Origin of the sequence: Streptomyces sp. NBC_01788 (genome assembly GCF_035917575.1) — a bacterium.
Taxonomy (GTDB): Bacteria; Actinomycetota; Actinomycetes; order Streptomycetales; family Streptomycetaceae; genus Streptomyces.
Map to the genome: position 1 here is coordinate 2,830,035 of NZ_CP109090.1, position 25,149 is coordinate 2,855,183.

Consider the following 25,149-nt stretch of genomic DNA (forward strand, 5'->3'; position numbering starts at 1 on the left):
ACCGGTGGCCGGCGGATGGTCGGGGTGGCGGGATTTGAACCCACGGCCTTCCGCTCCCAAAGCGGACGCGCTACCAAGCTGCGCCACACCCCGTCTGGTGCGACACGTAGGGTACATGCCCGCAGCCAGTGGGGACGTCGTATTCCGCGACCACCGGGATCGCGCCGCCCGGCACGGGGGCGCACGCGGCGCGAACAGCGCACGAAGGCGGCTCGCGGGAACCTCGCGGGAGTGGAGTCACGGGAACGGAGTGTGCGCCGACGCCACACGACCCGCTACGATGCCTTGTGTGCCGCGGTCGGCAGACCGGCGGCGTCTTGTGTGCGGGCGTAGCTCAATGGTAGAGCCCCAGTCTTCCAAACTGGCTACGCGGGTTCGATTCCCGTCGCCCGCTCCAGATGATTCAGGGCCAGGTCGGAGGATGTTTCCTCCGACCTGGCCCTGATCGTTTCCAGGGATCGCGAGCGGTGGCTCTTCCGGCCGGCCCGACGGGTCAGGGCCGGACCGGGAACGCCGACTGGAAGGCCAGGCGACGGCCGGCGTCCGCCCCGAGCCGGACGAGGTCGTCGAGTGCGAGGTACTCCTCCCACGACTCCCGCCCCGTCACCGAGGCGAGCGCCCGGACGAGCGTGTCCTCCAGGTGCGGGACGCGCTTGTCCTTCCAGACCTTGTCGGCCGTGCTGACCAGGAGTTCCTCGACCGTCACGCCGGGGCCGTCCCAGCTCGCGTGGGTGGCGGCGAACCGGGCCAGGGCCGGCTGGAAGCCACGGTCCAGAAGCAGGTCGCGGCCGGCCTCCTCATGCATCGAGCCGGGCCCGACGAGTTCCTCGGGGTGCAGGGCCTTGCCGACGTCATGGGTCGACGCACCGAAGAGAACGGCGTCACGGTCGACGGTCAGATCCGGGTAGCGGCTCTGCACCCAGTCGACCAGTTCGACCGCGGCATGGTGGACGACGCGCAGGTGTGCCGCCGGCCTGGGCGGTGCGCTCAGGGAGCGCAGGAGTTCCGCGGCGACCGGCGGCAGCGGCCGCAGTGGCGGCTCGCCCGGAGCTTCGAGGGCACGGGACAGGTGGTCCGAGAGTGGCGCGGTCACCCCGGAGACGCCAGCGGTGCCGAACGGCCGCAGCCAGGGCAATCGCACGACTCAGGGCCGGGCATGCTCTCGTCAGAAACTGATCGAGTTGATCGTGTGCGCTATCGAGTTCAGGAAGCGCTGGATCGACGGCGCCATTCCGGTGGAGGCGAGGAAGAAGCCGAAGAGGATGGCGACGATGGCCGGCCCGGCCTTGATGGTTCCGCCTCGGAGCAGCACCACCAGGATGATCGCCAACAGCAGCACCACTGACAGTGAAATGGCCACAACTGATCACACCCTCGGTCGGTCGCTCTCCCGGCCCGCGGACGCCATCCCCGCGCACCCCGCTGGAACCATCGTGCCACCAACCGGGCCACCGTATGCGGTGGCTGACACATCATCGGCCCCCGGCGACGCCGCGGACGCCGGGTCCGCATGCGGCCGCGCCCTTCATCCCCCCTGCCGCACGCGGCAATTCGGCACTGCCGCGGCGCCTTCCGCGTGGGAATTCGGAGAGATCGTTTCCGGACACACACATCGTGTTCGCAGAGAATTCGAATAACCGTGGAAGGCTGGACCGTTCACCCCAACTTGCTTGGACGAATACTGACATTGGGGGCGCTCGAGGCGAGGTGAGCGCCCGCGCGATGTGTCGCCCGTCACTCCGGTAGTCATGCCGGCTCGGCCCATTCCGGGGTAGCCGAAGCCAATAGCCAGGAATAGGACCAGGGGGTTTCGCTGATCTCCATGGACAACGCTAGGGTGCCTCAGATGTTCCACGCTGCCTCGTCCCCCCGCCAGAACAGAACGCCGCTCCCCCCGGCACAGTCGTCGGCCCCGGGGGTGCCGAGTCCGCGCGGATCGGGCGAGCCGGAGGGAAAACCCGCCAAACATCGCGACGCGTTCTTCGACAACGCGAAGTACCTGGCGATCGTGCTGGTGGCGATGGGGCACTTCTGGGAGCCGCTGAAGGACGACAGCCGTGTGCTCCAGGGCCTCTACATGGTCGTGTACGCCTTCCACATGCCGGCCTTCATCGTCATCTCCGGATACTTCTCCCGCAGTTTCGACGCCCGCCCCGACCGGCTCAAACGGCTGATCACCGGTGTCGCGGTTCCGTACGTCGTCTTCGAAACCGCCTTCTCCCTCTTCAACCGCTATGCCGGCCACAACCCCGACCAGGACATCAGCCTCCTCGACCCCTGGTACCTGACCTGGTTCCTGTGCGCCCTGTTCGTCTGGCGGCTGACCACGCCGCTGTGGAAGCTGGTCCGCCGGCCGCTGCCGGTCGCGCTCGGCGTCGCGATGCTGGCGTCGCTCAGCCCGAACATCGGAAACGACCTGGACCTCCAGCGGGTCCTTCAGTTCATGCCGTTCTTCGTGCTGGGTCTGGTGATGAAGCCCGAGCACTTCCAGTTGGTGCGGCGCCGCTCGGTGCGGATCGCGTCGGTGCCGGTGGTGGCGATGGCGCTGTGCGTCGGCTGGTGGGCGGTGCCGCGGATGAACGCCGCCTGGTTCTACCACCGTGACGCCGCGCAGGAGCTGGACGCGCCCTGGTGGGTCGGACCGGTGATGACGCTGGCGCTGTTCGGCTGCTCGCTGGTGCTGACCGCCTGCTTCTTCGCCTGGGTGCCGGGCCGCCGGACATGGTTCACGGCGCTCGGCACGGGCACGCTGTGCGGCTATCTGCTGCACGGCTTCGTCGTGAAGGGCGCCGACTACCAGGGCTGGTTCGACCACGCCTGGCTGCACGGACCGCTCGGCGAGATCCTCGTCACCGTCGCGGCGGCGGCGGTCGTCACCCTGCTGTGCACGGAGCCCGTGCGGCGGGTCTTCCGGTGCGTGATGGAACCGGAGATGAAGTGGGCCTTCCGGCAGGACACGGGCGAGCAGGCCCGCGAGCGCCGGGAGGCACAGCGGCCGCAGCCGGCGGAGGCCGGCTCGGTCAGCGCCTGAGGGGACCGTCCGGGAGACCGAGGAGTGCACGCATCCGCGCGTACTTCCCGGTCAGCCGGGTGCGGGTGGCCTCGTCGAGGACCGCGAGGCGGGCCGGGTCGGCGTTGTGCGCCAGGTCCGCCTCCTTCACCAGCAACGCCCCGGGCGTGGCGAGAATCCGCCGCGCGTACGCCTCCGGCTCCTCCCCCGCCCGCTTGGTGACCGCGCGCACGATGTCCTTCGTACGGCGGCTCAGCGCGGCCTCGCGCAGCCACCGTTCGGACAGGACGCCGTCCTCCACGGAGTCGTGCAGCCAGGCCGCCGCGATCTGTTCGCCGTCACCGCCCCGGGAGCGCACGCCTTCGGCGACGGCCCGCAGGTGCTCGGCGTAGGGCCGGCCCGCCTTGTCGGTCTGCCCCTCGTGAGCGGCCCTGGCCACGGTCTCGACCTCGGCCGGGGACAGGGTGCGGGGTGTGCCGGTCACATGCCCAGTGTGTCAGCGTGCCACGAGCGCCGTGGGGCCCTCGCGGCAGATCAGGAGCAGGGCGCGGTCGTCGTTGACGTCCTTCGCCACCGCCTCGATCAGGTGCCAGGCGGCCCCGTGGAAGCCGCCGGCGACATAGCGGTCGGCCTCGCCCGTGAGGCGGTCGATGCCCTCGACGATGTCCCGGTCCGACGTCTCCACCAGGCCGTCCGTGAACAGCATCAGGACGTCCCCGGCGCGCAGGGAGCCCTTGACCGGGTCGAACTGGGCGCCGTCGTACACGCCGAGGAGCGGGCCCTCGGCGGCCTTCTCCTCCCAGCGGCCGCTGCCCGCGCTGAGCTGGAGGCCCGGCGGGTGCCCCGCGGAGTACAGCTCGTAGTCGCCGGAGTCCAGGTCCAGCACCAGATGGATGGAGGTCGCGAAGCCCTCGTCCCAGTCCTGGCGCAGCAGATAGCCGTTGGCGGCGGGCAGGAACGCGTGCGGGGGCAGGCTGCCGAGCAGACCGCCGAACGCGCCCGACAGCAGCAGCGCCCGCGAGCCCGCGTCCATGCCCTTGCCGGACACGTCCGTGAGCACGACCTCCAGGGTGCGGCCGCCGTTCGTACGGGCGGCGACCACGAAGTCGCCGGAGAAGGACTGGCCGCCGGCCGGGCGCAGCGCCATCTCGTGGTGCCAGCCGCCGGGCAGTTGCGGCAGCTTGCTCTGGACGCGGATGCGCTCACGCAGGTCGAACAGCATGGTGCCGCCGCGCCGCCAGGGCACGCCGACCCGGCTGCGGAACTGGGCGATGATCAGCCCGAAGAAGCCGCAGGCGGCGACCACGAGCACCACGCCCGGGGTCACCCGGGACGGGCCCTCGGTGTACGGCCCGAGCCGCACCGACTCCACGATCAGCGCCGTGGCCGCGGCGGCGTACAGGCCGAGCAGGCTCGCCGGGCGCAGCAGCAGTCCGCCGGCGACGATGGGCAGCACCAGCGCGACCGGCGAGAACCACACCGAGTTGGCGAGCGTCAGCGCCAGGATCAGCGGGATGGTCAGCAGCAGACCGCCGAGCGCGATCCAGTCCGAGCCGTCCCCGCGGAAGTAGTCGACGGCGGCTCTGCGCACGCCGACTCGGGCCCGGTGCCACTGCATCTTCAACCGGGCCGTGAACGTCTCGGCTTCCGCGCGCCGCTGTCGTCCTGCTGCCATTAGTTGGGGACCCTATCCATCCGACCTGACGCTTGGCACGGGAGGTCCCACTTGTCCCCCGTCCGAGGCTCGGATTCACAGTGAACTTCACCGGCGGCCGTCGCGCTGCCACCTGGACGAAATTCGTTCGCCCCTTCCGTTGCGCGCTGGTAGGCATGGCGCATGGCGACTGAGCATGCGACCGGGCCGAGGGTGCTGCGACGCGACGAGTGGAACCCCTGGTACGACAATCTGATCCGCGCCTTCGGAGGGGTCCCGGAGCCGGACGAGGAGCGGGAACTCTGGGACGCCCTGACCGAGCCGGCCCGTTCGCTGGGTGTCTGGGACGGGGACACGTGCGTGGGCACGGCGGGGGCGTTCAGCTTCCGGATCACCGTACCGGGCGGCGACCTGCTGCCGGCGGCCGGCGTGACGATGGTGAGCGTGGCCGCCACGCACCGGAGGCGCGGTGTGCTGACGTCCATGATGCGGCGGCAGTTGGACGACGTGCGCTCCTGGGGCGAGTCGCTGGCGGTGCTGACCGCCTCCGAGCCCGCGATCTACGGCCGCTTCGGGTACGGCGCGGCGGCCTTCCAGCTCGCCGCCGAGATCGACACCGACCGGGCCGGTCTTTCGGTCCCGGCCGGCACGGACGACGTGCGTCTGCGGTTCGCGGCGCCCGCCGACGCGCTGGACGACTGCGAGGCGGTCTACGCGCGGCTGGTGCCCGGGCGGCCCGGCATGCTGGCCCGGCAGCCCGGCTGGGAGCGGGTGGCGCTGCTCGATCCGGAGAGCGCGCGGGAGGGTGCCTCGCCGCTGCAGTGCGTGGTCGCCGAGCGGGCCGGCGAGGTCACGGGGTACGCCCGTTACCGCGTCAAGCCCGGCTGGGGCGCCGGCGGGCCGGAGGGCGAGGTGCGGCTCAGGGACCTGGCCGCGCTGGACCCGGCGAGCGACGCGGCGCTGTGGCGCTTCCTGTTCGGCATCGACCTGACCTCGACGCTGACCGTGCGGGGGCAGCCGGTCGACGACGCCTGGCAGTACCTGGTGTCCGACATCCGGCGGTGCCGGCCGCGGCTGAAGGACTCGCTGTACGTACGGCTCGTGGACGTGGGGGCGGCGCTCGCCGCGCGGACCTACCAGACGCCGGTGGACGTGGTGCTGGAGGTGGCGGACGACTTCTGCCCCTGGAACGCGGGGCGATGGCGGCTGACCGGGGACCCGAAGGGTGCCTCCTGCGAACGCACCTCGGACGCGGCGGAACTCTCCTTGTCCGTACGGGAGTTGGGAGCAGCCTATCTCGGCGGCGTGCCGCTGGCCGGGCTGGCGGCGGCCGGGCGGGTACGGGAGCTGCGGCCCGGGGCGCTGGCCCCGGTGTCGGTGGCGTTCGGCTCGGCGGTGGCGCCGTGGCTGCCGCACGGGTTCTGAGACGGCCGTCTCATCCGGCCCTCGCGGGCTGCTGGCAGGTGGGGCACCAGAACAGGTTGCGGGCGGCCAGGCCGGCGGTGCGGATGTCCGCGCCGCAGATGTGGCAGGGCAGGGCGGTACGGCGGTAGACGTAGACCTCGCCGCCGTGGTCGTCGACGCGGGGCGGGCGGCCCATGGCCTCGGGGGTGTGCTCCGGGCGGACGGTGTCGATGCGGTTGTTGCGGACGCCCTCGCGCATGAGGGCGACGAGGTCGGCCCAGATGGCGTCCCACTCGGCCGGGGTCACGTCGCTGCCGGGGCGGTAGGGGTCGACGCGGTGCCGGAAGAGGACCTCGGCGCGGTAGACGTTTCCGACGCCCGCGACGATCTTCTGGTCCATCAGCAGGGCGGCGATGGACGTACGGCTGCGGCGTATGCGGGCGTAGGCCCGGTCCGGGTCGGCGTCGGGGCGCAGGGGGTCGGGGCCGAGGCGGTCGTGCACGGCCTGCTTCTCGGCGTCGTTGATCAGGGCGCAGGTGGTGGGGCCGCGCAGGTCGACGTACGAGGCCGTGTTGGCGAGGCGGAGGCGGACGGTGTCCGTGGGCGGGGGCGCGGGGGCGTCGCCGAAGGCGACCTTGCCGAAGAGGCCGAGGTGGATGTGGATCCAGTCGCTCTCACGGAAGCGCAGGAAGAGGTGTTTGCCGTGGGCTTCCGTGCGGGTGAGCTCCGCACCGGTGAGGAGGGGGGCGGCGGTGAACTTGCCCTGGGGGCTGGTGACGGTGGTCCGCCGGCCTCGGAAGTGGGCGGCGTAGTCCTGCGCCAGGCGGTGGATGGTGTGCCCCTCCGGCACGGGTGTCCTCTCTTACGGTTTTTTGCCCGCCCACCCGACCGTCTCGGTGGGTGGAGGCGCGCCGGACCTGGGGCTCTGCCCCGGACCCCGCCGGGGCTTTGCCCCGGACCCGTTTCCCACCCACCCGCCCGACTCGGTGGGTGGAAGGGGGACCCGGGGGCGGGGCTGCGTCCCGGAGTCCTACTGCTGGGGGTGGTGGGGCGGGATCGGGGGGAGGTCGCCGGTCGACTCGTAGGCCTCGAGCATCTCGATGCGGCGGATGTGGCGCTCGTCGCCGGAGAAGGGCGTGCCGAGGAAGGTCTCGACGAACTTCGTCGCCTCCTCCTCGGTGTGCATGCGCGCGCCCACCGCGACGACGTTCGCGTTGTTGTGCTGGCGGCCGAGGGAGGCCGTCTCCTCGCTCCAGGCGAGGGCCGCACGCACGCCCTTGACCTTGTTCGCGGCGATCTGCTCACCGTTGCCGGAGCCGCCGATCACGATGCCGAGGGAGTCCGGGTCCGCGGCCGTGCGCTCCGCGGCGCGCAGGCAGAAGGGCGGGTAGTCGTCCTGGGCGTCGTAGATGTGGGGTCCGCAGTCGACGGGGTCGTGGCCCGCCGCCTTGAGCCACTCGACGAGGTGGTTCTTGAGTTCGAAGCCCGCATGGTCGGAGCCGAGATACACGCGCATGGTCCGAGTGTGACACGGCGGAATGCGGGCGGCAGAGTCGGGTCAGCGCACTATCACACCCGCGAGAAAGAAAAACCTATACCTTTGAAACCTCAAAAAAACCTCAAGTAACAATTACATTTCGAAGGTTCACGGATTCCAATGCCTCCGATTCACTGGACCATCCCGTACACCGCTCGTGCGGGGGACCGCTCCACCAGAGCAAAGGAATTTCCGTCCATGACTAGTTCGGGGCTCCAGGCCGGGCTCAAGAACCGCCATCTGTCGATGATCGCGATCGGCGGCGTCATCGGCGCCGGCCTCTTCGTCGGTTCCAGCTCCGCCATCGCCACCGCCGGACCGGGCATCCTCCTGTCCTACGCCCTCGTCGGCACGCTCGTCGTCCTCGTGATGCGCATGCTCGGCGAGATGTCCGCCGCCAACCCCACCTCGGGCTCCTTCTCCGCGCACGCCGACCGGGCGCTCGGCCGCTGGGCCGGGTTCTCCATCGGCTGGCTGTACTGGTTCTTCTGGGTCGTCGTGCTGGCCGTGGAGGCGACCGCGGGCGCCAAGATCCTCTCCGAATGGGTGCCGGCCGTGCCCCAGTGGGGCTGGGCCCTCATCGTCATGGTGGTGCTGACCGCCACCAACCTCGTCTCCGTCGGCTCCTACGGGGAGTTCGAGTTCTGGTTCGCCGGGATCAAGGTCGTGGCGATCGGCGCGTTCATCGTCGTCGGCGGGCTGGCCGTGTTCGGCCTGCTGCCCGGCGCGCACAGCGACAAGGCGGGGCTCGGCAACCTCACCGACCACGGCGGATTCCTGCCGAACGGGCCCGGCGCCATCCTCACCGGTGTCCTGCTCGTCGTCTTCTCCTTCATGGGCAGCGAGATCGCCACCCTCGCGGCGGGCGAGTCGGAGGACCCGCAGCGCGCCGTCACCAAGTCGACCAACAGCATCATCTGGCGTATCGGCGTCTTCTACCTCGGCTCCGTGTTCGTCGTGGTCGCCCTGCTGCCCTGGAACGACAAGTCGATCACCGAGAAGGGCTCCTACGTCGCCGCCCTCGACTCCCTCGGTATCGCGCACGCCGGTCAGATCATGAACTTCATCGTGCTGACCTCGGTGCTCTCCTGTCTCAACTCCGGCCTCTACACGGCCTCCCGGATGGCCTTCTCGCTCGGCCAGCGCGGGGACGCGCCCAAGGCGTTCGCGCGGACCACCCGCCGCGGTGTGCCGATGGCCGCGATCGTCTCCTCGGTCGTGTTCGGCTTCGTGGCCGTGTTCTTCAACTACAGGTTCCCGGACTCCGTCTTCCTGTTCCTCGTCAACTCCTCCGGCGCGGTCGCCCTGTTCGTCTGGCTGGTGATCTGCTTCTCGCAGCTGCGGATGCGGAAGATCATCCAGCGGGAGGCGCCGGAGAAGCTGGTCGTGAGGATGTGGCTGTACCCGTATCTGACGTGGGCGGCGGCCGCGCTGATCGTCTTCGTCTTCGGCTACATGCTCACCGACACCGAGCACGACGGCCGCGAGACCGTGCTGCTGTCGATGCTGGTCGCGGCGATCGTGCTGGCGATCTCCTTCGTCAAGCAGATGCTCGACAACGGCCGTGCGGCGGCCGCGGCCCCGGCCGCCGAGGAAGCGGACGAGGAAACCGAGAAGGTCGCCACCGGCTGACGACGGCCGGGACGGGAAACGACGAAGAGGCCGGCCGGCGGACGTCACGGAGCGACGTCCACCGGCCGGCCTCTTGCGCAGGCTTCCGCGGATCGGCGGAGAACTACGGCACCGGGAAGGGTGCGGTCACTTCCCGGCCAGCTTCCAGGCGGTGGGCAGCAGGCCCATCGCCAGGGCGGCCTTGAGGGCGTCGCCGATCAGGAACGGGGTGAGGCCGGCGGCGACCGCGGCGGACGCGGACATGCCGGTGGCCAGGGCCAGGTAGGGCACGCCGACCGCGTAGATGATCGCCGTGCCCAGCACCATCGTGCCGGCCGTGCGCCAGACGTTGCGGTCGCCGCCGCGGCGGGCCAGGGCGCCCACGACGGTGGCGGCGAGCAGCATGCCGAGGACGTAGCCGAAGGAGACGGAGCCCGCGCCCGAGGCACCGCCCGCGAACCACGGCACGCCCGCCGCGCCGGCGAGCACGTAGAGCGCGAGGGCGACGAGACCGCGGCCGGCGCCCAGCGAGGTGCCTACGAGCAGCGCCGCGAAGGTCTGGCCGGTCACCGGCACCGGGGAGTGCGGCACGGGCAGCGAGATCTGGGCGGCCAGTCCGGTGAGCGCGGCGCCGCCCACCACGAGGGCCACGTCCCGGACACGGGACGCCGGCAGCAGGTCGGCGAGGACGACCCCGGTACGGGTGGGGGTGGCGGCAGCGGTGCTCATGGGGACTCCGCGAGTTGAGGGCGGTTCGGGACAGCGTGACGCTATCCCAGCGGTGGCGCGGCGATCACCGTCAGCGGTCGACAAGGGGGGAGCGGACGCTTGGTCCGTTTCGCACAAAGAAGGGTCCGCACACCCGGTGGGACGTGATGCCGGTCACTGAGGTGGCGCGGTTTCCGCCACGTGCGGGGAGGGGACGGCGACTGTAGGGTCCCGCCAAACGCCTGGGTCGCCCGCTCCGGTAGTCGGTGTCTCACTCCCCGTACACGGCGCGTCCGGATCGTGAGCGGCCGCTCCGGCGCGGTGGGGCGGCCGCCCAGACTGTGGGGGTTTTCGTACCTGCCCCCCACCGGACGAGCCGCCCCCATGCCAAGCAGCACCACGGTCGAAACGCCCCCGCAGGCGGACGACGTCTCCCTCTCCCACGGCCTGAAGCAGCGCCATCTGTCGATGATCGCCCTGGGCGGTGTGATCGGCGCCGGCCTCTTCGTCGGCTCCGGCGCGGGCATCGCCGCGGCCGGCCCCTCGATCGTCGTCGCCTACGCCCTGTCCGGCGCGCTCGTGATGCTGGTCATGCGGATGCTCGGCGAGATGTCGGCGGCGTATCCGTCGTCGGGCTCGTTCTCCGCGCACGCCGAGCGGGCGTTCGGTCCATGGGCCGGTTTCACCGCGGGCTGGTCGTTCTGGGTGCTGCTGTGCACCGCGGTCGGTCTGGAGGGCATGGGCGCCGCGAAGATCGTCACCGGTTGGCTGCCGGGCACACCGGAGTGGGTGTGGGTGGCGCTGTTCATGGTGGTGTTCTGCGGCACGAACCTGGCCGCGGTGAAGAACTTCGGCGAGTTCGAGTTCTGGTTCGCCGCGCTGAAGGTCGGCGCGATCAGCCTGTTCCTGGTTCTCGGTGTGCTGGCCGTCGCGGGCGTGCTGCCCGGCACCGACTCCCCGGGCGCCTCGAACCTCACCGACTTCCTGCCGCACGGCGGCCACGGACTGGTCGTCGGCCTGCTCGCCTCGGTCTTCGCCTACGGCGGCCTGGAGTCGGTCACCATCGCGGCCGCCGAGTCGGAGAACCCGGTGCGCGGCGTGGCGAGTGCCGTGCGCACGGCGATGTGGCGCATCGCGCTGTTCTACGTCGGCTCCATGGCGGTGATCGTCACGCTCGTCCCCTGGGACTCGGGGGAGGTCGTCGGGAAGGGCCCGTACGTCGCCGCGCTGGACCACCTGGGCATCCCGGGCGCCGGTCAGCTGATGAACGTGGTGGTGCTGGTCGCGCTGCTGAGCGCGATGAACGCCAACATCTACGGCTCCTCGCGCATCGCGTACTCGCTGGTCGAGCGCGCTCAGGGGCCGAAGGCCCTGGCCAGGGTCACCGGCGGGGTGCCGCGGCGCGCGGTGCTGGCCAGCTCCGTCTTCGGTTTCGTCTGCGTGCTGCTGAGCCACTGGCGCCCCAACGACGTCTTCCCCTGGCTGCTGAACATGATCGGCGCGGTGATCCTCGTCGTCTGGATCTTCATTGCCGTCTCGCAGCTGCGGCTGCGCCGCAGGCTGGAGCAGGAGGCGCCGGAGAGGCTGACGGTCCGGATGTGGGCGTTCCCGTGGCTCACCTGGGTGGCCCTGGCCGGCATGGCGGCGGTCTTCGCCCTGATGGCCGGGGAGTCCGGCACCCGGGTGCAGCTGTACTCGACGGGCGGCATGACGCTGGTCCTGGCGGCGGCCGGTTACCTCCGGCAGCGCCGGCGCGCCCGGAGCTGACGCGGCGCGGAACACCGCCGGCCGGAGAGGGAGAAGCCCCCGCGAGTACGCGACCCGCGGGGGCTTCCGCCTGCCGGGCGGGTCACAGGTTGCTGAAGTCCGGCCCCGCCGTGCGGGTGCGCTTGATCTCGTAGAAGCCCGGGACGGAGGCGACCGCGAGGGTGCCGTCCCAGAGGCGGGCGGCCTGCTCGCCCTTGGGGGTGGGCGTGACGACCGGGCCGAAGAAGGCGATCTGCTCGCCGTCGGGACCGGGGACCGCGATGACCGGGGTGCCGACGTCCTGGCCGACCTTCTCGATGCCCTCCTTGTGCGAGGCGCGCAGTTCGGCGTCGAACTCGAAGTTCTCCTGGTCGGCGTAGTCGATCAGGTCGGCGGGCAGGCCCACCTCATCGAGCGCGGCGACGAGGGCCTCGCGGGTGGGGCCCTCGCCGCGGTTGTGGAAGCGGGTGCCGAGCGCGGTGTAGAGCGGGCCGAGGACGTCCTGGCCGTGCTTCTGCCAGGCCGCGGTGACCACACGCACCGGCGCCCACGCCTTGGTGGTCAGCAGCTCCCGGTAATCCTCGGGCAGTTCGTCCAGCTTCGGCTCGTTGAGCACCGCGAGGCTCATGATGTGCCAGCGGACCTCGATGTCCCGCACCTTCTCCACTTCCAGCACCCACCGGGACGTCATCCAGGCCCAGGGGCACAGCGGGTCGAACCAGAAGTCGACGGGAGTCTTGCCGGACGACGGGGTCGCGGCGGAGGCGGTCTCGGACATGGCTCTCCTCGGTAAAGGGTCGTTGAACTGCCAACATCGACGGTCGGGCACGGCATTCCCGGCTGCCGCGCCGCATATCCGCATGGCAGGATCGATGCTGTCCACATCGTGAAAACATCCGAGGGAGTGCCGCCTGTGCCCGGTGAGAATCTGTCCCGCGACGAGGCCCGGGAGCGGGCCGCCCTGCTGTCCGTCGACGGGTACGAGGTGTCCCTGGACGTGCGGTCCGCGGTGGGCGAGGACACCGGGGACGGTCCGCGGACGTTCCGGTCCGTGACGACCATCCGGTTCCGCTGCAACGAGCCGGGCGCGTCGAGCTTCGCCGACCTGCTCGCGCCGAGCGTCACCGCCGTCTCGCTCAACGGCAGGGACCTCGACCCCAGCGAGGTCTTCGACGGCTCCCGGATCCTCCTGGAGGATCTGGCCGCCGACAACGAGCTGGTCGTGGACGCGCAGTGCGCCTACTCGCGCACCGGCGAGGGTCTGCACCGCTTCGTCGACCCGGAGGACGGCGAGGTCTACCTCTACACGCAGTACGAGCCCGCCGACTCCCGCCGGGTCTTCGCCAACTTCGAGCAGCCCGACCTCAAGGCGCCGTTCCGCTTCGAGGTGCGGGCGCCCGAGGACTGGACGGTGTGGAGCAACGGGGCCGGCGAGCGGCACGACCAGGTGTGGCGGTTCGCCGAGACCAAGCCGATCTCGACGTACATCACCTGCGTGGTCGCGGGTCCGTACCACCACGTGACGGACTCCTACGAGCGGGTGTTCGAGGACGGTACGAGGCTGGAGATCCCGCTGGGCGCCCTGTGCCGCAAGGGACTCGCCAAGCACTTCGACGCCGACGACGTCTTCCTGGTCACCAAGCAGGGCCTGGACTTCTTCCACGACCACTTCGACTACCCGTACCCGTTCGGCAAGTACGACCAGGCGTTCGTGCCCGAGTACAACCTCGGCGCGATGGAGAACCCGGGCCTGGTCACCTTCCGGGAGGAGTACATCTTCCGCGGGAAGGTCACGCAGGCCTCCTACGAGGCCCGGGCCAATGTGATCCTGCACGAGATGGCGCACATGTGGTTCGGCGACCTGGTCACCATGGAGTGGTGGGACGACCTGTGGCTGAAGGAGTCCTTCGCCGACTTCATGGGCTCGTTCTCGCTGGTCGGCGCGACCCGCTTCACCGACGGCTGGATCACCTTCGCCAACCGCCGCAAGGCGTGGGCGTACCGCGCCGACCAGCTGCCCTCCACGCACCCGGTCACCGCGGACATCCGCGACCTGCAGGACGCCAAGCTGAACTTCGACGGCATCACCTACGCCAAGGGCGCCTCGGTGCTCAAGCAACTGGTGGCGTACGTCGGCCAGGACGCCTTCCTGGAGGGCGCGCGGCGCTACTTCAAGCGGCACGCCTACGGCAACACCCGGCTGGGCGACCTGCTGGCGGTGCTGGAGGAGACCAGCGGCCGGGACATGGGCGCGTGGGCGCGGTCGTGGCTCCAGACGGCCGGGGTCAACTCGCTGACCCCGCAGGTGGTGCTGGGCGCCGACGGCCGGATCGAGGAGCTGGCCGTGATCCAGGAGGCCTCTGTCATTGCCCCGGCGGACCACCCGGAGCTGCGCCCGCACCGGGTGGCGGTGGGCCTGTACCAGCGCTCCCAGGTGGGTGCGCTGGAGCGGTACGCGCGCGCCGAGACAGATGTGGCCGGCGCCCGTACGGTGGTGTCCGAGCTGGCGGGTGCGGACGCGCCCGATCTGGTGCTGGTCAACGACGACGACCTGACCTACTGCAAGATCCGCTTCGACGAGACCTCGCTGGCGACGCTGCGGGAGCACCTGGGCGGCCTGACCGATCCGCTGGCCCGCGCGCTGTGCTGGTCGGCGCTGTGGAACCTGACCCGGGACGCGCTGCTGCCGGCGCGGGACTTCGTCGGCCTGGTGCTGCGCTTCGCCGGCCGGGAGACCGACATCGGCGTGCTCCAGATGCTGCACGCCTGGGCGGAGTCCGCGCTGGTGAACTACGCGGCGCCGCAGTGGCGGGAGACGGGCGGGCGGGCGCTGGCCGAGGGTGCGCTGGCCGAGCTGCGGCAGGCCGAGCCGGGCAGCGAGCACCAGCTCGCGTGGGCGCGTTTCTTCGCCACGGCGGCCTCGGCGCCGAACGACCTGGAGCTGCTGAAGGGTCTGCTGGACGGCGCGGAGGAGATCGCCGGCCTGGAGGTGGACCAGGAGCTGCGCTGGGCGTTCCTGGAGCCGCTGGCGGCGCACGGGGTGGCGGACGAGAAGGCGCTCGCCGCCGAACTCGCCCGGGACGACACCGCCTCCGGCAAGCGGCACCAGGTGCGCTGCCTGGCCGCGCGGCCCTCGGCCGCCGTCAAGGCGCGGGCCTGGGAGCAGGTGGTGGACTCGGACGCGCTGTCGAACGCGCTGGTGGAGGCGACGATCGCGGGCTTCGGGCAGTCCTCCCAGCGGGAGCTGCTCGCGCCGTACGCGCCGAGGTACTTCGAGGCGATCGAGCGGGTGTGGACCGAGCGGTCCATCCAGATCGGCATGGACGTCGTGCGGGGGCTGTTCCCGGCGCTGCAGGACTCGCCGGAGACCCTGCGGGCGGCCGACGCGTGGCTCACCGCGCACGAGGGGGCCGCTCCCGCGCTGCGCCGCCTGGTGCTGGAGGCCCGGGACGACCTGGCACGTGCGCTGCGCGGACAGGAGTGCGACGCGGCGGCCGGAACATCCGCCGACTGACGCGTAGTTCTGGCCAAGGGTCGGGCGTGCGGTAACTGTTACAAGATGCGTGCCCGGCCTGCCGTAACCCCTGGTCCACCCGCGAGGGGACCAGGGGTTTTCGGCATCCGAACAACCGTCCTTTAGGGCGAGCTTGTCCAGGTTTGTCAACGGGCGTGTAACAGCGGTTAACGGCCGCACACGGTGCGGGAAACGTGCCGGACATGAACCACGAAACCCCGCTCTCCCCCCGCCCCCTGCACCACCTCGCCGAGGCCCCGCGCCGGGTCCTGACCACCGCTCAGCTGCGCGAGCACGGAGTGTCGGCGGCCGAGACCGCCGCACGGTGCCACGCCGGCGGGCCCTGGCAGGAGTTCCTGCCGGGGGTGTTCCTGCTCCATCCGGGCCCACCGACCAGTGAGGAACGGCTGCACGCGGTGCTCCTGTACGCGGCGCGCGGACCGCTCCCTGGCGCGGCCGCCGGGGTGCCGGCGCAGCCGACCGCCCAGGGCCCGCACCGGCCGGTGTACGCGGAGGCGATGGTCACCGGTCTCGCGGCGCTCACCCTGCACGGACTGGCCGCGTCGCCCGGTCTGCCGGCGCTGGAGAAGATCGACGTCCTGGTGGAGCGCGGCCGGCGGCTGCGCTCGGCCGGTTGCGCACGGATCGTCCGCACGGCCGGCCTGCCCGCCGCCGAGGCGGTCACGGGCCTGCCGGTGGCTCCGGTGCCGCGCGCCCTGGCGGACGCGGTGGCCGGTCTGTCCGACGCGGGCACGGTGCGGCGGCTGCTGACCGAGGCGGTGCGCGGCGGGTACTGCGAGCCGTCGGCCGTGGTCCGCGAGCTGGCCGGGGCCGGGCTGCTGAGCCGGCCGCACGTGGTGGACGCGGTGGACCTGCTGCTGGCCGAGCGGCGGGCGCTCGCGGAGGACCGGCTGTACCGGATGGTGCGTGAGCACGGCCTGCCGGACCCGGTCTGGAACGTCGACCTGCGGCTGCCGGGCGGCCCGGTCCTCGGCGGCGTGGACGCGTACTGGCCGGAGCAGGCGGTCGCGCTGGAGCTGGACACCCGCGCCCACCGCCAGGGGGGCCGGCCGGACGACGAGGCCGTGGTCTCCGAGTACACCGGCAAGCGCGAGCACCTGGAACGACTGGGCATCACGGTCGTCCACCTGACCCCCAGAAAGCTGCGCGAGTCCCTGGAGCAGCAGGCGACGGTCGTCCGCACCGCCCTGATGGCGGCCACCGACCGCGACCCGGCCGCATACGTGGTCGCGCTACCCCGGTAGTGACCGGACGTCCACCGGGGACGCACCAGGAGGGGAGAGGAGGGGCCGCCGGATTCCGATCCGGCGGCCCCTCCTCGTACGTCAGGCGGGGTTTCCCGCCGGCGGGCGGGTGTGCCACAGGTGGAGGCCCACGTCGACCAGGCCCACCCGGGGGAGGGCGGACACCGCGGGCAGGGGGTGCCAGGCCGCCCGGTCGGTGGAGCCGGCCGTCTCGTGGCGCAGTTCGCCGCCGGTGACACGGGCCTCGTAGAGGATGCGCAGGCCGTGGAAGTCGGCCTGCGCGCCCTGGGGGCGCGGGTAGTGGCGGCGGACGGAGTCCAGGCCCAGAAGGGCGACCGGTTCGACGGTGTAGCCGGTCTCCTCCTCGGCCTCGCGCACGACGGTGTCGTAGGGGTTCTCGCCGTGCTCCATGCCACCGCCGGGCAGGGTCCACCGCCGGGTCCCGTCGCCCGCCACCCAGCGGGCCAGCAGCAGCCGTCCGTCCCGTACACACACGGCGTAGGCCGCCACCCTCAACTCCTGGTTCATGGGGGGACGTTACGGCGGGAAGGGGGCTGTCCGTAGCGAATCGGCGAGGTCCGTGGGTCCGGTGCGACGCAGGGTGAACGCCCGTGAACGCAGGGACGGTTGCACGCCCGCGCCACCGGGAGAAGCGCCACGGTTTGGACCCCTATGCCCCTCGTGGCGCATGGCGGAAGTACGCCATGCGTCCATCCTGTCAGGACCAACTCTCGTCAAACATCTTTCCTTTAGGTAAAGCTGAGCGATCATCCGACTCCGAAATTCGGACGATCGCGATCGACCCCGATCGCACCTCGCTTGGTTCCTTTACCTGCAAGGGATGCCGATGACCCCCGACCCCCAGCGCGCACCGCTCACGAGCGCGAGACGCCTGGCCCGTATCGCCATGGCCGCCGGCGTGGTGGCCGCGCTCTCCGTGGCCGGCCCGATACCCCTGGCCGTCGCCCAGGACGGCCCCGCGTCCACCGACCCGGCCGTCAAGCCGGCGGGCGACAAACTCGGTTCGGCCGGTGCCGAACTGCTCGCCGAGGCCAAGGCCGAGGGCGCCAAGAACGTCACCATGATGATCGCGACCGAGCCCGGCCAGACCGCGCAGGTCGCGAAGCAGCTGAACGCGGTCGACGGCGGCGCCGTGGGCCGCACCTACGACAAGCTCGGCTACGTCCGCGCCACCGTGCCGACGGGCAAGGCGGACTCGGCGATCGCCGCCGCCGCGAAGCTGTCCTCCGTGCAGGCCATCGACCTCAAGCAGGACATCCCGCTCGACGACCCGCGGCCCGAGGCGGACTCCCCCGAGGGCAAGGACAAGGGCAAGGGCAAGGACAAGGGCACTTACCCGGCGCCGGACAAGAACACCCCTGCCGAGAACCCGTACAACCCGTCCTTCGAGACGGGCGCCGTCGACTTCGTGAAGAAGAACCCGAAGGCGGACGGCCGCGGCGTGACCATCGGCGTCCTCGACTCGGGTGTCGACCTGGGCCACCCCGCCCTCCAGAAGACCACCACCGGCGAGCGCAAGATCGTCGACTGGGTCACCGCCACCGACCCGATCGTCGACAGCGACGGCACCTGGCGCCCGATGACCGCCAGTGTCACGGGCCCCCAGTTCACCTCGGGCGGCAAGACCTGGAAGACGCCGGCGGGCAACTTCCTGTTCAACACCTTCAGCGAGTCCGCCACCAAGGGCGGCGACGCCGACGGCGACCTGGACCGCGACGGCAGGACCACCAGCGTCTGGGGCGTCCTGTACGACCCGGCGAACGGCACCGTCCGCGTCGACCTGAACAACAACAACGACTTCACGGACGACGTTCCGATGAAGCCGTACAAGGACGGCTACCAGGTCGGCTACTTCGGCCAGGACAAGAAGGACCCCGCGACCGGCGCGGACATGCGCATCCCGTTCGTCGTGGAGATCCGCAAGGACGTGGCGATGGACCCCTACGGCGGGTCCTGGGTCGGCAAGAAGGCCGACTTCGTCAACATCGGCGTGATCGAGTCCGAGCACGGCACGCACGTCGCCGGCATCACCGCCGCCAACAGTCTGTTCGGCGGCAAGATGAACGGCGCCGCCCCGGGCGCGAAGATCGTCTCCTCCCGGGCCTGCAACTGGAACGGCGGCTGCACCAACGTCGCGCTCACCGAGGGCATGATCGACCTCGTCGTCAACCGCGGCGTGGACATCGTCAACATGTCCATCGGCGGCCTGCCGGCGCTCAACGACGGCAACAACGCCCGCGCGCAGCTCTACACGCGGCTCATCGACACCTACGGCGTGCAGCTCGTCATCTCGGCGGGCAACAGCGGTCCGGGTCTGAACACCATCGGCGACCCCGGCCTGGCCGACAAGGTCATCTCGGTCGGCGCGACCATCTCCAAGGAGACCTGGGCCGCCAACTACGGCTCCGTGGTGAACAAGTCGTACTCGATGATGCCGTTCTCCTCGCGCGGTCCGCGTGAGGACGGCGGCTTCGCGCCGATCATCTCGGCGCCCGGTGCGGCCATCAACACCACCCAGACCTGGCTGCCCGGCGGCCCGGTCGCCGAGGCAGGCTACTCGCTGCCGGCCGGCTACTCGATGCTCCAGGGCACCTCGATGGCCTCCCCGCAGGCGGCCGGCGCGTCCGCGCTGCTGCTGTCGGCGGCCAAGCAGAAGCACATCGACCTGCCCCCGGCGAAGCTCCGCACCGCGCTGACCTCGACCGCCCAGCACATCAAGGGCGAGCAGCCGCACAGCGAGGGCGCCGGCCTGATGGACATCGTCAAGGCCTGGAAGTCGATCGAGAAGGGCGCCTCGGCGCACGAGTACACGGTCAAGGCCCCGGTCAGCACCTCGCTGTCCTGGGCGCTTGCCACGCCGGACTTCGGCACCGGTCTGTACGACCGCGAGGGCGGTCTGAAGAAGGGCCAGAAGAAGACCTACGACGTCCAGGTCACCCGGACGACGGGCGCGGCCGGTTCGGTCAAGCACCACCTGAGCCTGAAGAACGACGACGGCACCTTCAAGATCGTCGGCTCGCACGAGGTCTCGCTGCCGCTGAACAAGCCGGTGACGGTCAAGATCGAGGCGCGTCCCGGTTCGGCCGGCGTGCACAGCGCGATCCTCGAGGTCGACGACAACCGCACCGAGGGTGTGGACAAGCAGATCATGCTGACCGTGGTGGTCGCCACGGACATCGCCAAGCCGTCCTACACCTACTCGGTGTCGGGTGTGGCGCAGCGCAACAGCACCGAGTCGTACTTCGTGACGGTCCCCGAGGGCGCGAAGACCCTCGAGGTCTCGATGAGCGGCCTCAAGGACGGCAGCCAGACCCGCTTCATCGCGATCCACCCGTACGGCACCCCGGTGGACAACACCTCGACCCCGTACTGCTACCCGAACTACAACAACCCGGCCAACACCTGCCGTCCGGACGTGCGTTCGTACGCCAAGCCGATGCCGGGCGTCTGGGAGATCGAGGTCGAGGCGCGTCGTACCTCGCCGCTCCTTGACAACCCGTACAAGCTGAACGCGGCCGTGTACGGGCTGGACTTCAGCCCCGCGGTGCAGACGGTCGAGGAGGCGAAGGCCGGTGCGCCGACCCCCGTGTCCTGGACGCTGACGAACAAGCTCGCCGGTCTTGACGCCCAGCTCAAGGGCGGCTCGCTGGGCTCGTCGAAGTCGGACCGTCCCGGCATCCGTGACGGCGAGGAGCAGACGACGACCATCGTCGTGCCGGCCGGTGCGGAGCGCCTGGACGTCGCCATCGGCAACGTCTCGGACGCCGGTGCCGACCTGGACCTGTACGTGTACAACGCCGCCGGCACGCGCGTCGCCTACTCGGCCGCGGGCGGCTCGGAGGAGTCCGTCTCCATCGCCAAGCCCGCCGCGGGCACGTACACCGTCCTGATCGACGCCTACTCGGTGCCGGCCGGCACCACGGCCTACGACTACCGGGACGTGTACTACTCGGCGGCGCTCGGCTCGGTCAAGGTCGATGAGTCGAAGGTGTACACCCTCGCCCCGAACGGCACGGCGCAGATCTCCGCCGACGTCGTCGCGAACCAGCCGGCCCCCGCGGGCCGCGAGTTCTTCGGCGAGGTGCAGGTGCTGAACACCCGTGGCACCGCCGCGGGCCTCGGCAGCGTGAAGATCGGCAAGGTCGTCCAGTAACGGCGGTCTCCACCTCCGGTACGTGACGGCGGGGCGGGCTCCATACGGAGCCCGCCCCTTGCGTTTCCGGTGCGGCCCGTCCACCGGGCCGTCCCACTCCGTGGGCAATGATTGGACAGACGGACCCAGGACAGACGCATGATGGAACCGTCCTGCGCGTACCGCGTACGCAGAGTGAATGAGCAGAAGGAGTAACCGTGAGGATCGGAATCGTCGGAGCCACCGGTCAGGTCGGCACGGTCATGCGCGGGATCCTCACGGAGCGCGACTTCCCGGTCACCGAGCTGCGCCTGTTCGCCTCGGCCCGCTCGGCGGGTTCGGTCCTCGACGGGGTCACGGTGGAGGACGCCGCCACCGCGGACTACACCGGACTGGACATCGTGCTGTTCTCGGCGGGCGGCGCGACCTCCAGGGCGCTGGCGGAGAAGGTCGCCGCGCAGGGCGCCGTGGTGATCGACAACTCCTCGGCGTGGCGCAAGGACCCGGATGTGCCGCTGGTGGTGTCCGAGGTGAACCCGCACGCGATCACCGACCGCCCCAAGGGCATCATCGCCAACCCGAACTGCACGACGATGGCCGCGATGCCGGTTCTCAAGCCGCTGCACGCGGAGGCGGGCCTCACGGCGCTGGTCGTCGCCACCTACCAGGCGGTGTCCGGATCGGGCGTCGCGGGCGTCGCCGAGCTGCACGGCCAGACCATGAAGGTCGTCGCGGAGGCCGACCGGCTGACCCACGACGGCGCGGCCGTGGACTTCCCCGAGCCCTCCGTCTACAAGCGCCCGATCGCCTTCAACGTGCTCCCCCTCGCGGGCAACCTAGTCGACGACGGCCTGAACGAGACCGACGAGGAGCAGAAGCTCCGCAACGAGTCCCGCAAGATCCTGGAGATCCCGGAGCTGAAGGTGTCCGGCACCTGCGTGCGCGTGCCCGTCTTCACCGGCCACTCCCTCCAGGTCAACGCCCGCTTCGCCCGCCCGATCGGCGTGGAGCGTGCGACCGAGCTGCTGGGCGGCGCTCCCGGCGTCGCCCTCTCCGACATCCCGACGCCGCTCCAGGCGGCCGGACAGGACCCGTCCTACGTCGGCCGGATCCGCCGCGACGAAACGGTGGACAACGGCCTGGCCCTGTTCATCTCCAACGACAACCTCCGCAAGGGCGCGGCCCTGAACGCGGTGCAGATCGCGGAGCTGGTGGCGGCGGAGCTCAAGGGCTAGTCACTGGCCCCTGCGCACCTCGTAGAGGAAGCAGCCGTACTCGACGGCCCGGACGTGGACGAGCGCCACGGCCGGGTCGTCGAACGCTTCCGCGAAGGCCGCGTCGAACCGGGCGGCGCCCTCCCCGACCAGCCGACCGCCCAGGATGCGCCCGTCGGCGCCGTAGCGCCGGACCACACGGTGGGCGTTGCTGAACGGACGGCCCTCGCCGGCCGGCCCCGCGCACTCCCGCGCGTGGATGAAGACCGGCCCCTGCTCGTCGTACGCGCCCGGGGCGGCGCCCGTCTCCGCCGCCCAGCGCCGCAGCGGGGCGTAGGAGACCAGCGCGATCCGCTCCCCCGGCTCGCTCCTGCGCAGGCAGCAGCGCAGGGGCGCGCCGCCCTCCTCGTCGGTGTACGGGGCCGCCGGGCGTCCGGCGTCGTCCCGCTCCCGCAGCCGCGCCAGCACCGCCGGGGCGATGGCACGTGCGCTGTATCCCGTCGTTCCACTCACTGTCGTCATGCCCCCAGACTCGCGCTCCACCGCCCCGGTCACCGGCGGGTTCCGGTCGTCGCCTTCCGCCCGGGTCACGTGGAAAGATGGCGCAATCCACACATCACGAGGAGATGACCGCGTGCCTGGCACAAACCTGACTCGCGAAGAGGCGCAGCAGCGGGCGAAGCTGCTCACCGTTGACTCGTACGAGATCGATCTCGACCTCTCCGGCGCGCAGGGTGGGGATCCCACCCGCTCGAACGAAGCTGAGAGTGGGGGAGGCACCTACAGGTCCGTGACCACGGTGCGCTTCGACGTCGCCGAGGAAGGCGCCGCCTCCTTCATCGACCTGGTGGCCCCGGCCGTCCACGAGGTGACCATCAACGGCGACTCCCTGGACCCCGCCGAGGTCTTCGCGGACTCCCGGATCGCCCTGCCGGGCCTGCTCGCGGGCCGCAACATCCTGCGGGTCGTCGCGGACTGCGCGTACACCAACACCGGTGAGGGTCTGCACCGTTTCGTCGACCCGGTCGACGACCAGGCCTACCTCTACACCCAGTTCGAGGTACCGGACGCCCGACGGGTCTTCGCCTCCTTCGAGCAGCCGGACCTGAAGGCCACCTTCCAGTTCACCGTGAAGGCGCCCGAGGGCTGGACGGTGGTGTCCAACTCGCCGACGCCCGAGCCGCAGGAAGACGTCTGGGTGTTCGAGCCGACGCCGCGCATCTCGACGTACATCACCGCGCTGATCGCCGGCCCATACCACAGCGTCCACAGCGTGTACGAGAAGGACGGCCAGTCGGTCCCGCTCGGCATCTACTGCCGGCCCTCCCTCGCCGAGTTCCTCGACGCGGACGCGATCTTCGAGGTCACCCGGCAGGGCTTCGACTGGTTCCAGGAGAAGTTCGACTACGCCTACCCGTTCGAGAAGTACGACCAGCTCTTCGTGCCGGAGTTCAACGCGGGCGCGATGGAGAACGCGGGCGCGGTCACCATTCGCGACCAGTACGTCTTCCGGTCCAAGGTGACCGACGCGGCGTACGAGATGCGCGCCGAGACCATCCTGCACGAGCTGGCCCACATGTGGTTCGGCGACCTGGTCACCATGGAGTGGTGGAACGACCTGTGGCTGAACGAGTCGTTCGCCACGTACACCTCCATCGCCTGCCAGGCGTACGCCCCCGGCTCGCGCTGGCCGCACTCGTGGACCACGTTCGCCAACTCCATGAAGACCTGGGCGTACCGGCAGGACCAGCTGCCGTCCACCCACCCGATCATGGCGGACATCCGTGACCTGGACGACGTCCTCGTCAACTTCGACGGCATCACCTACGCCAAGGGCGCGAGCGTCCTCAAGCAGCTCGTCGCCTACGTCGGCATGGACGAGTTCTTCCGGGGCGTGCAGGCGTACTTCAAGCGGCACGCCTACGGCAACACGCGCCTGTCCGACCTGCTCGGCGCGCTGGAGGAGACCTCCGGGCGCGATCTGAAGACCTGGTCGAAGAAGTGGCTGGAGACGGCCGGCATCAACATCCTGCGTCCGGAGATCGAGACGGACGAGGCGGGGGTCATCACCTCCTTCGCCGTCCGCCAGGAGGCCCCCGCCCTGCCGGCCGGCGCCAAGGGCGCTGTATCCGATGATGCGGCTCCGCCGCGTGGGACCCTGCGCCCGCACCGGATCGCGATCGGCCTGTACGACCTCGACGAGGCGAGCGGCAAGCTGGTGCGCGCCGCGGACGGCCGGATCGAGCTGGATGTGGACGGCGCGCTGACCGCCGTGCCGCAGCTGGCAGGCCGGCGCCGCCCGGCGGTGATCCTGCTCAACGACGACGACCTGTCGTACGCCAAGGTCCGCCTGGACGAGGGATCGCTGGCCGTCGTCACCGAGCACCTGGGCGACTTCGAGTCCTCGCTGCCGCGGGCCCTGTGCTGGGCGTCGGCCTGGGACATGACCCGGGACGGGGAGCTGGCGACCCGCGACTACCTGTCCCTGGTGCTGTCCGGGATCGGCAAGGAGTCCGACATCGGTGTGGTGCAGTCGCTGCACCGCCAGGTGAAGCTGGCCGTCGACCTGTACGCCGACCCGGCCACCCGCGAGGCCCTGCTCACCCGCTGGACGGACGCCACGCTGGCGCACCTGCGGGCGGCGGACGCGGGCAGCGACCACCAGCTCGCGTGGGCGCGCGCCTTCGCGGCGACCGCGCGTACGCCGGAGCAGCTCGACCTGCTCGAGTCGCTGCTGGACGGCTCGCAGACCATCGAGGGCCTGGTCGTGGACACGGAGTTGCGCTGGGCGTTCGTGGAGCGGCTGGCGGCCGTCGGCCGGTTCGACGAGGCGGAGATCGCGGGCGAGTACGAGCGCGACAGGACGGCGGCCGGTGAGCGGCACGCGGCCACCGCCCGCGCCGCCCGCCCGACCGAGGAGGCCAAGGCCGAGGCCTGGGCGTCGGTCGTCGAGTCCGACAAGCTCCCGAACGCCGTCCAGGAGGCGGTCATCGGGGGCTTCGTGCAGACCGACCAGCGCGAGCTGCTCGCGCCGTACACCGACCGGTACTTCGAGATGGTCAAGGACGTCTGGGACGCCCGTTCCCACGAGATGGCCCAGCAGATCGCGGTCGGCCTCTACCCGTCGATCCAGGTGTCCGAGGACACCCTGCGCAAGACCGACGAGTGGCTGGCCTCGGCCGAGCCGAACGCGGCGCTGCGCCGGCTGGTCTCGGAGTCACGGGCGGGCGTCGAGCGCGCCCTGAAGGCCCAGGCGGCGGACACGGCGGCCCAGCCGTAACACGGCCCGTACGACGACTAGGGTCTTTCGTTTGGATCAGGCCGGATCAGGGA

General features: G+C 70.9%; 19 protein-coding genes and 2 tRNA genes. 10 read left to right on the forward strand and 11 right to left on the reverse strand.

Annotation, left to right across the window (positions count from 1 at the left end; genetic code table 11):
* Window positions 1-16: 16 nt before the first annotated feature.
* Window positions 17-93 (reverse strand) — tRNA-Pro (locus OIE49_RS13030).
* A gap of 230 nt (window positions 94-323) precedes the next feature.
* Here OIE49_RS13030 and OIE49_RS13035 point away from each other — a divergent pair.
* A tRNA-Gly gene (locus OIE49_RS13035) sits at window positions 324-397 on the forward strand.
* A 96-nt stretch (window positions 398-493) separates the two neighbouring features.
* Here the strand turns inward: OIE49_RS13035 and OIE49_RS13040 are convergent.
* Both OIE49_RS13040 and OIE49_RS13045 read right to left on the reverse strand, forming a co-directional pair.
* Window positions 494-1,093 carry an HD domain-containing protein gene (locus tag OIE49_RS13040; RefSeq protein ID WP_326802453.1) on the reverse strand — a complete coding sequence of 200 codons (600 nt, stop codon included), beginning with the start codon at window positions 1,091-1,093 and terminating at the stop codon, window positions 494-496.
* Between the two features lie 72 nt (window positions 1,094-1,165).
* The gene (locus tag OIE49_RS13045; RefSeq protein WP_326802454.1) at window positions 1,166-1,360 is read right to left on the reverse strand and encodes a hypothetical protein; all 195 of its coding nucleotides are present in this window, start codon (window positions 1,358-1,360) and stop codon (window positions 1,166-1,168) included.
* Between the two features lie 486 nt (window positions 1,361-1,846).
* Here OIE49_RS13045 and OIE49_RS13050 point away from each other — a divergent pair, with 486 nt between their 5' ends.
* Window positions 1,847-3,031 carry an acyltransferase family protein gene (locus tag OIE49_RS13050; protein ID WP_326802455.1) on the forward strand — a complete coding sequence of 395 codons (1,185 nt, stop codon included), beginning with the start codon at window positions 1,847-1,849 and terminating at the stop codon, window positions 3,029-3,031.
* Here OIE49_RS13050 and OIE49_RS13055 read toward each other — a convergent pair.
* Together OIE49_RS13055 and OIE49_RS13060 are read right to left on the reverse strand one after the other, a co-directional pair.
* Complete coding sequence (locus OIE49_RS13055; RefSeq protein ID WP_326802456.1) at window positions 3,021-3,494, reverse strand: HD domain-containing protein; 474 nt, start codon at window positions 3,492-3,494, stop codon at window positions 3,021-3,023. The two genes, OIE49_RS13050 and OIE49_RS13055, sit on opposite strands and share 11 nt — an antisense overlap.
* 12 nt (window positions 3,495-3,506) lie before the next feature.
* A complete protein-coding gene (locus OIE49_RS13060; RefSeq protein WP_326802457.1) occupies window positions 3,507-4,685 on the reverse strand; it encodes a PP2C family protein-serine/threonine phosphatase in 1,179 nt (392 codons plus the stop codon).
* A gap of 162 nt (window positions 4,686-4,847) precedes the next feature.
* Here OIE49_RS13060 and OIE49_RS13065 point away from each other — a divergent pair, with 162 nt between their 5' ends.
* Window positions 4,848-6,089, forward strand: a complete 1,242-nt coding sequence (locus OIE49_RS13065) for a GNAT family N-acetyltransferase (protein ID WP_326802458.1) — start codon at window positions 4,848-4,850, stop codon at window positions 6,087-6,089.
* Window positions 6,090-6,099: 10 nt separating this feature from the next.
* Here the strand turns inward: OIE49_RS13065 and OIE49_RS13070 are convergent, their stop codons facing one another.
* Both OIE49_RS13070 and OIE49_RS13075 read right to left on the reverse strand, forming a co-directional pair.
* Entirely contained in the window at window positions 6,100-6,918 is an 819-nt protein-coding gene (locus OIE49_RS13070; protein WP_326802459.1) for an Fpg/Nei family DNA glycosylase, read from the reverse strand.
* Window positions 6,919-7,098: 180 nt separating this feature from the next.
* Window positions 7,099-7,584 carry a ribose-5-phosphate isomerase gene (locus OIE49_RS13075; protein WP_100566823.1) on the reverse strand — a complete coding sequence of 162 codons (486 nt, stop codon included), beginning with the start codon at window positions 7,582-7,584 and terminating at the stop codon, window positions 7,099-7,101.
* A 219-nt stretch (window positions 7,585-7,803) separates the two neighbouring features.
* Between OIE49_RS13075 and OIE49_RS13080 the strand changes: the two genes are divergently transcribed.
* Entirely contained in the window at window positions 7,804-9,237 is a 1,434-nt protein-coding gene (locus OIE49_RS13080; protein WP_326802460.1) for an amino acid permease, read from the forward strand.
* A gap of 126 nt (window positions 9,238-9,363) precedes the next feature.
* On the opposite strand, the gene OIE49_RS13085 is transcribed toward OIE49_RS13080, so the two are convergent.
* Window positions 9,364-9,945 carry a biotin transporter BioY gene (locus OIE49_RS13085; protein WP_100566821.1) on the reverse strand — a complete coding sequence of 194 codons (582 nt, stop codon included), beginning with the start codon at window positions 9,943-9,945 and terminating at the stop codon, window positions 9,364-9,366.
* Window positions 9,946-10,308: 363 nt separating this feature from the next.
* Here OIE49_RS13085 and OIE49_RS13090 point away from each other — a divergent pair, with 363 nt between their 5' ends.
* Window positions 10,309-11,691, forward strand: a complete 1,383-nt coding sequence (locus OIE49_RS13090) for an amino acid permease (protein ID WP_326802461.1) — start codon at window positions 10,309-10,311, stop codon at window positions 11,689-11,691.
* Window positions 11,692-11,773: 82 nt separating this feature from the next.
* On the opposite strand, the gene OIE49_RS13095 is transcribed toward OIE49_RS13090, so the two are convergent.
* A complete protein-coding gene (locus OIE49_RS13095; RefSeq protein ID WP_326802462.1) occupies window positions 11,774-12,448 on the reverse strand; it encodes a mycothiol-dependent nitroreductase Rv2466c family protein in 675 nt (224 codons plus the stop codon).
* Window positions 12,449-12,583: 135 nt separating this feature from the next.
* Between OIE49_RS13095 and pepN (OIE49_RS13100) the strand changes: the two genes are divergently transcribed.
* Both pepN (OIE49_RS13100) and OIE49_RS13105 read left to right on the forward strand, forming a co-directional pair.
* A complete protein-coding gene (gene pepN / locus OIE49_RS13100; RefSeq protein WP_326802463.1) occupies window positions 12,584-15,184 on the forward strand; it encodes an aminopeptidase N in 2,601 nt (866 codons plus the stop codon).
* A 203-nt stretch (window positions 15,185-15,387) separates the two neighbouring features.
* Window positions 15,388-16,449 (forward strand): hypothetical protein, encoded by a 1,062-nt coding sequence (locus OIE49_RS13105; RefSeq protein ID WP_326802464.1) that lies wholly within the window; start codon window positions 15,388-15,390, stop codon window positions 16,447-16,449.
* Between the two features lie 81 nt (window positions 16,450-16,530).
* Here the strand turns inward: OIE49_RS13105 and OIE49_RS13110 are convergent, their stop codons facing one another.
* Window positions 16,531-16,977, reverse strand: coding sequence for an NUDIX hydrolase (locus tag OIE49_RS13110; RefSeq protein WP_326802465.1), 447 nt, complete (start codon window positions 16,975-16,977; stop codon window positions 16,531-16,533).
* Between the two features lie 319 nt (window positions 16,978-17,296).
* Here OIE49_RS13110 and OIE49_RS13115 point away from each other — a divergent pair, with 319 nt between their 5' ends.
* Complete coding sequence (locus OIE49_RS13115; protein WP_326802466.1) at window positions 17,297-20,623, forward strand: S8 family serine peptidase; 3,327 nt, start codon at window positions 17,297-17,299, stop codon at window positions 20,621-20,623.
* A gap of 197 nt (window positions 20,624-20,820) precedes the next feature.
* Window positions 20,821-21,837 carry an aspartate-semialdehyde dehydrogenase gene (locus OIE49_RS13120; protein WP_326802467.1) on the forward strand — a complete coding sequence of 339 codons (1,017 nt, stop codon included), beginning with the start codon at window positions 20,821-20,823 and terminating at the stop codon, window positions 21,835-21,837.
* Here OIE49_RS13120 and OIE49_RS13125 read toward each other — a convergent pair whose 3' ends face one another.
* A complete protein-coding gene (locus OIE49_RS13125; protein ID WP_326802468.1) occupies window positions 21,838-22,338 on the reverse strand; it encodes a DUF1203 domain-containing protein in 501 nt (166 codons plus the stop codon).
* A gap of 112 nt (window positions 22,339-22,450) precedes the next feature.
* Here OIE49_RS13125 and pepN (OIE49_RS13130) point away from each other — a divergent pair, with 112 nt between their 5' ends.
* Entirely contained in the window at window positions 22,451-25,096 is a 2,646-nt protein-coding gene (pepN, locus tag OIE49_RS13130; RefSeq protein ID WP_326802469.1) for an aminopeptidase N, read from the forward strand.
* The last annotated feature ends 53 nt before the right edge of the window (window positions 25,097-25,149 follow it).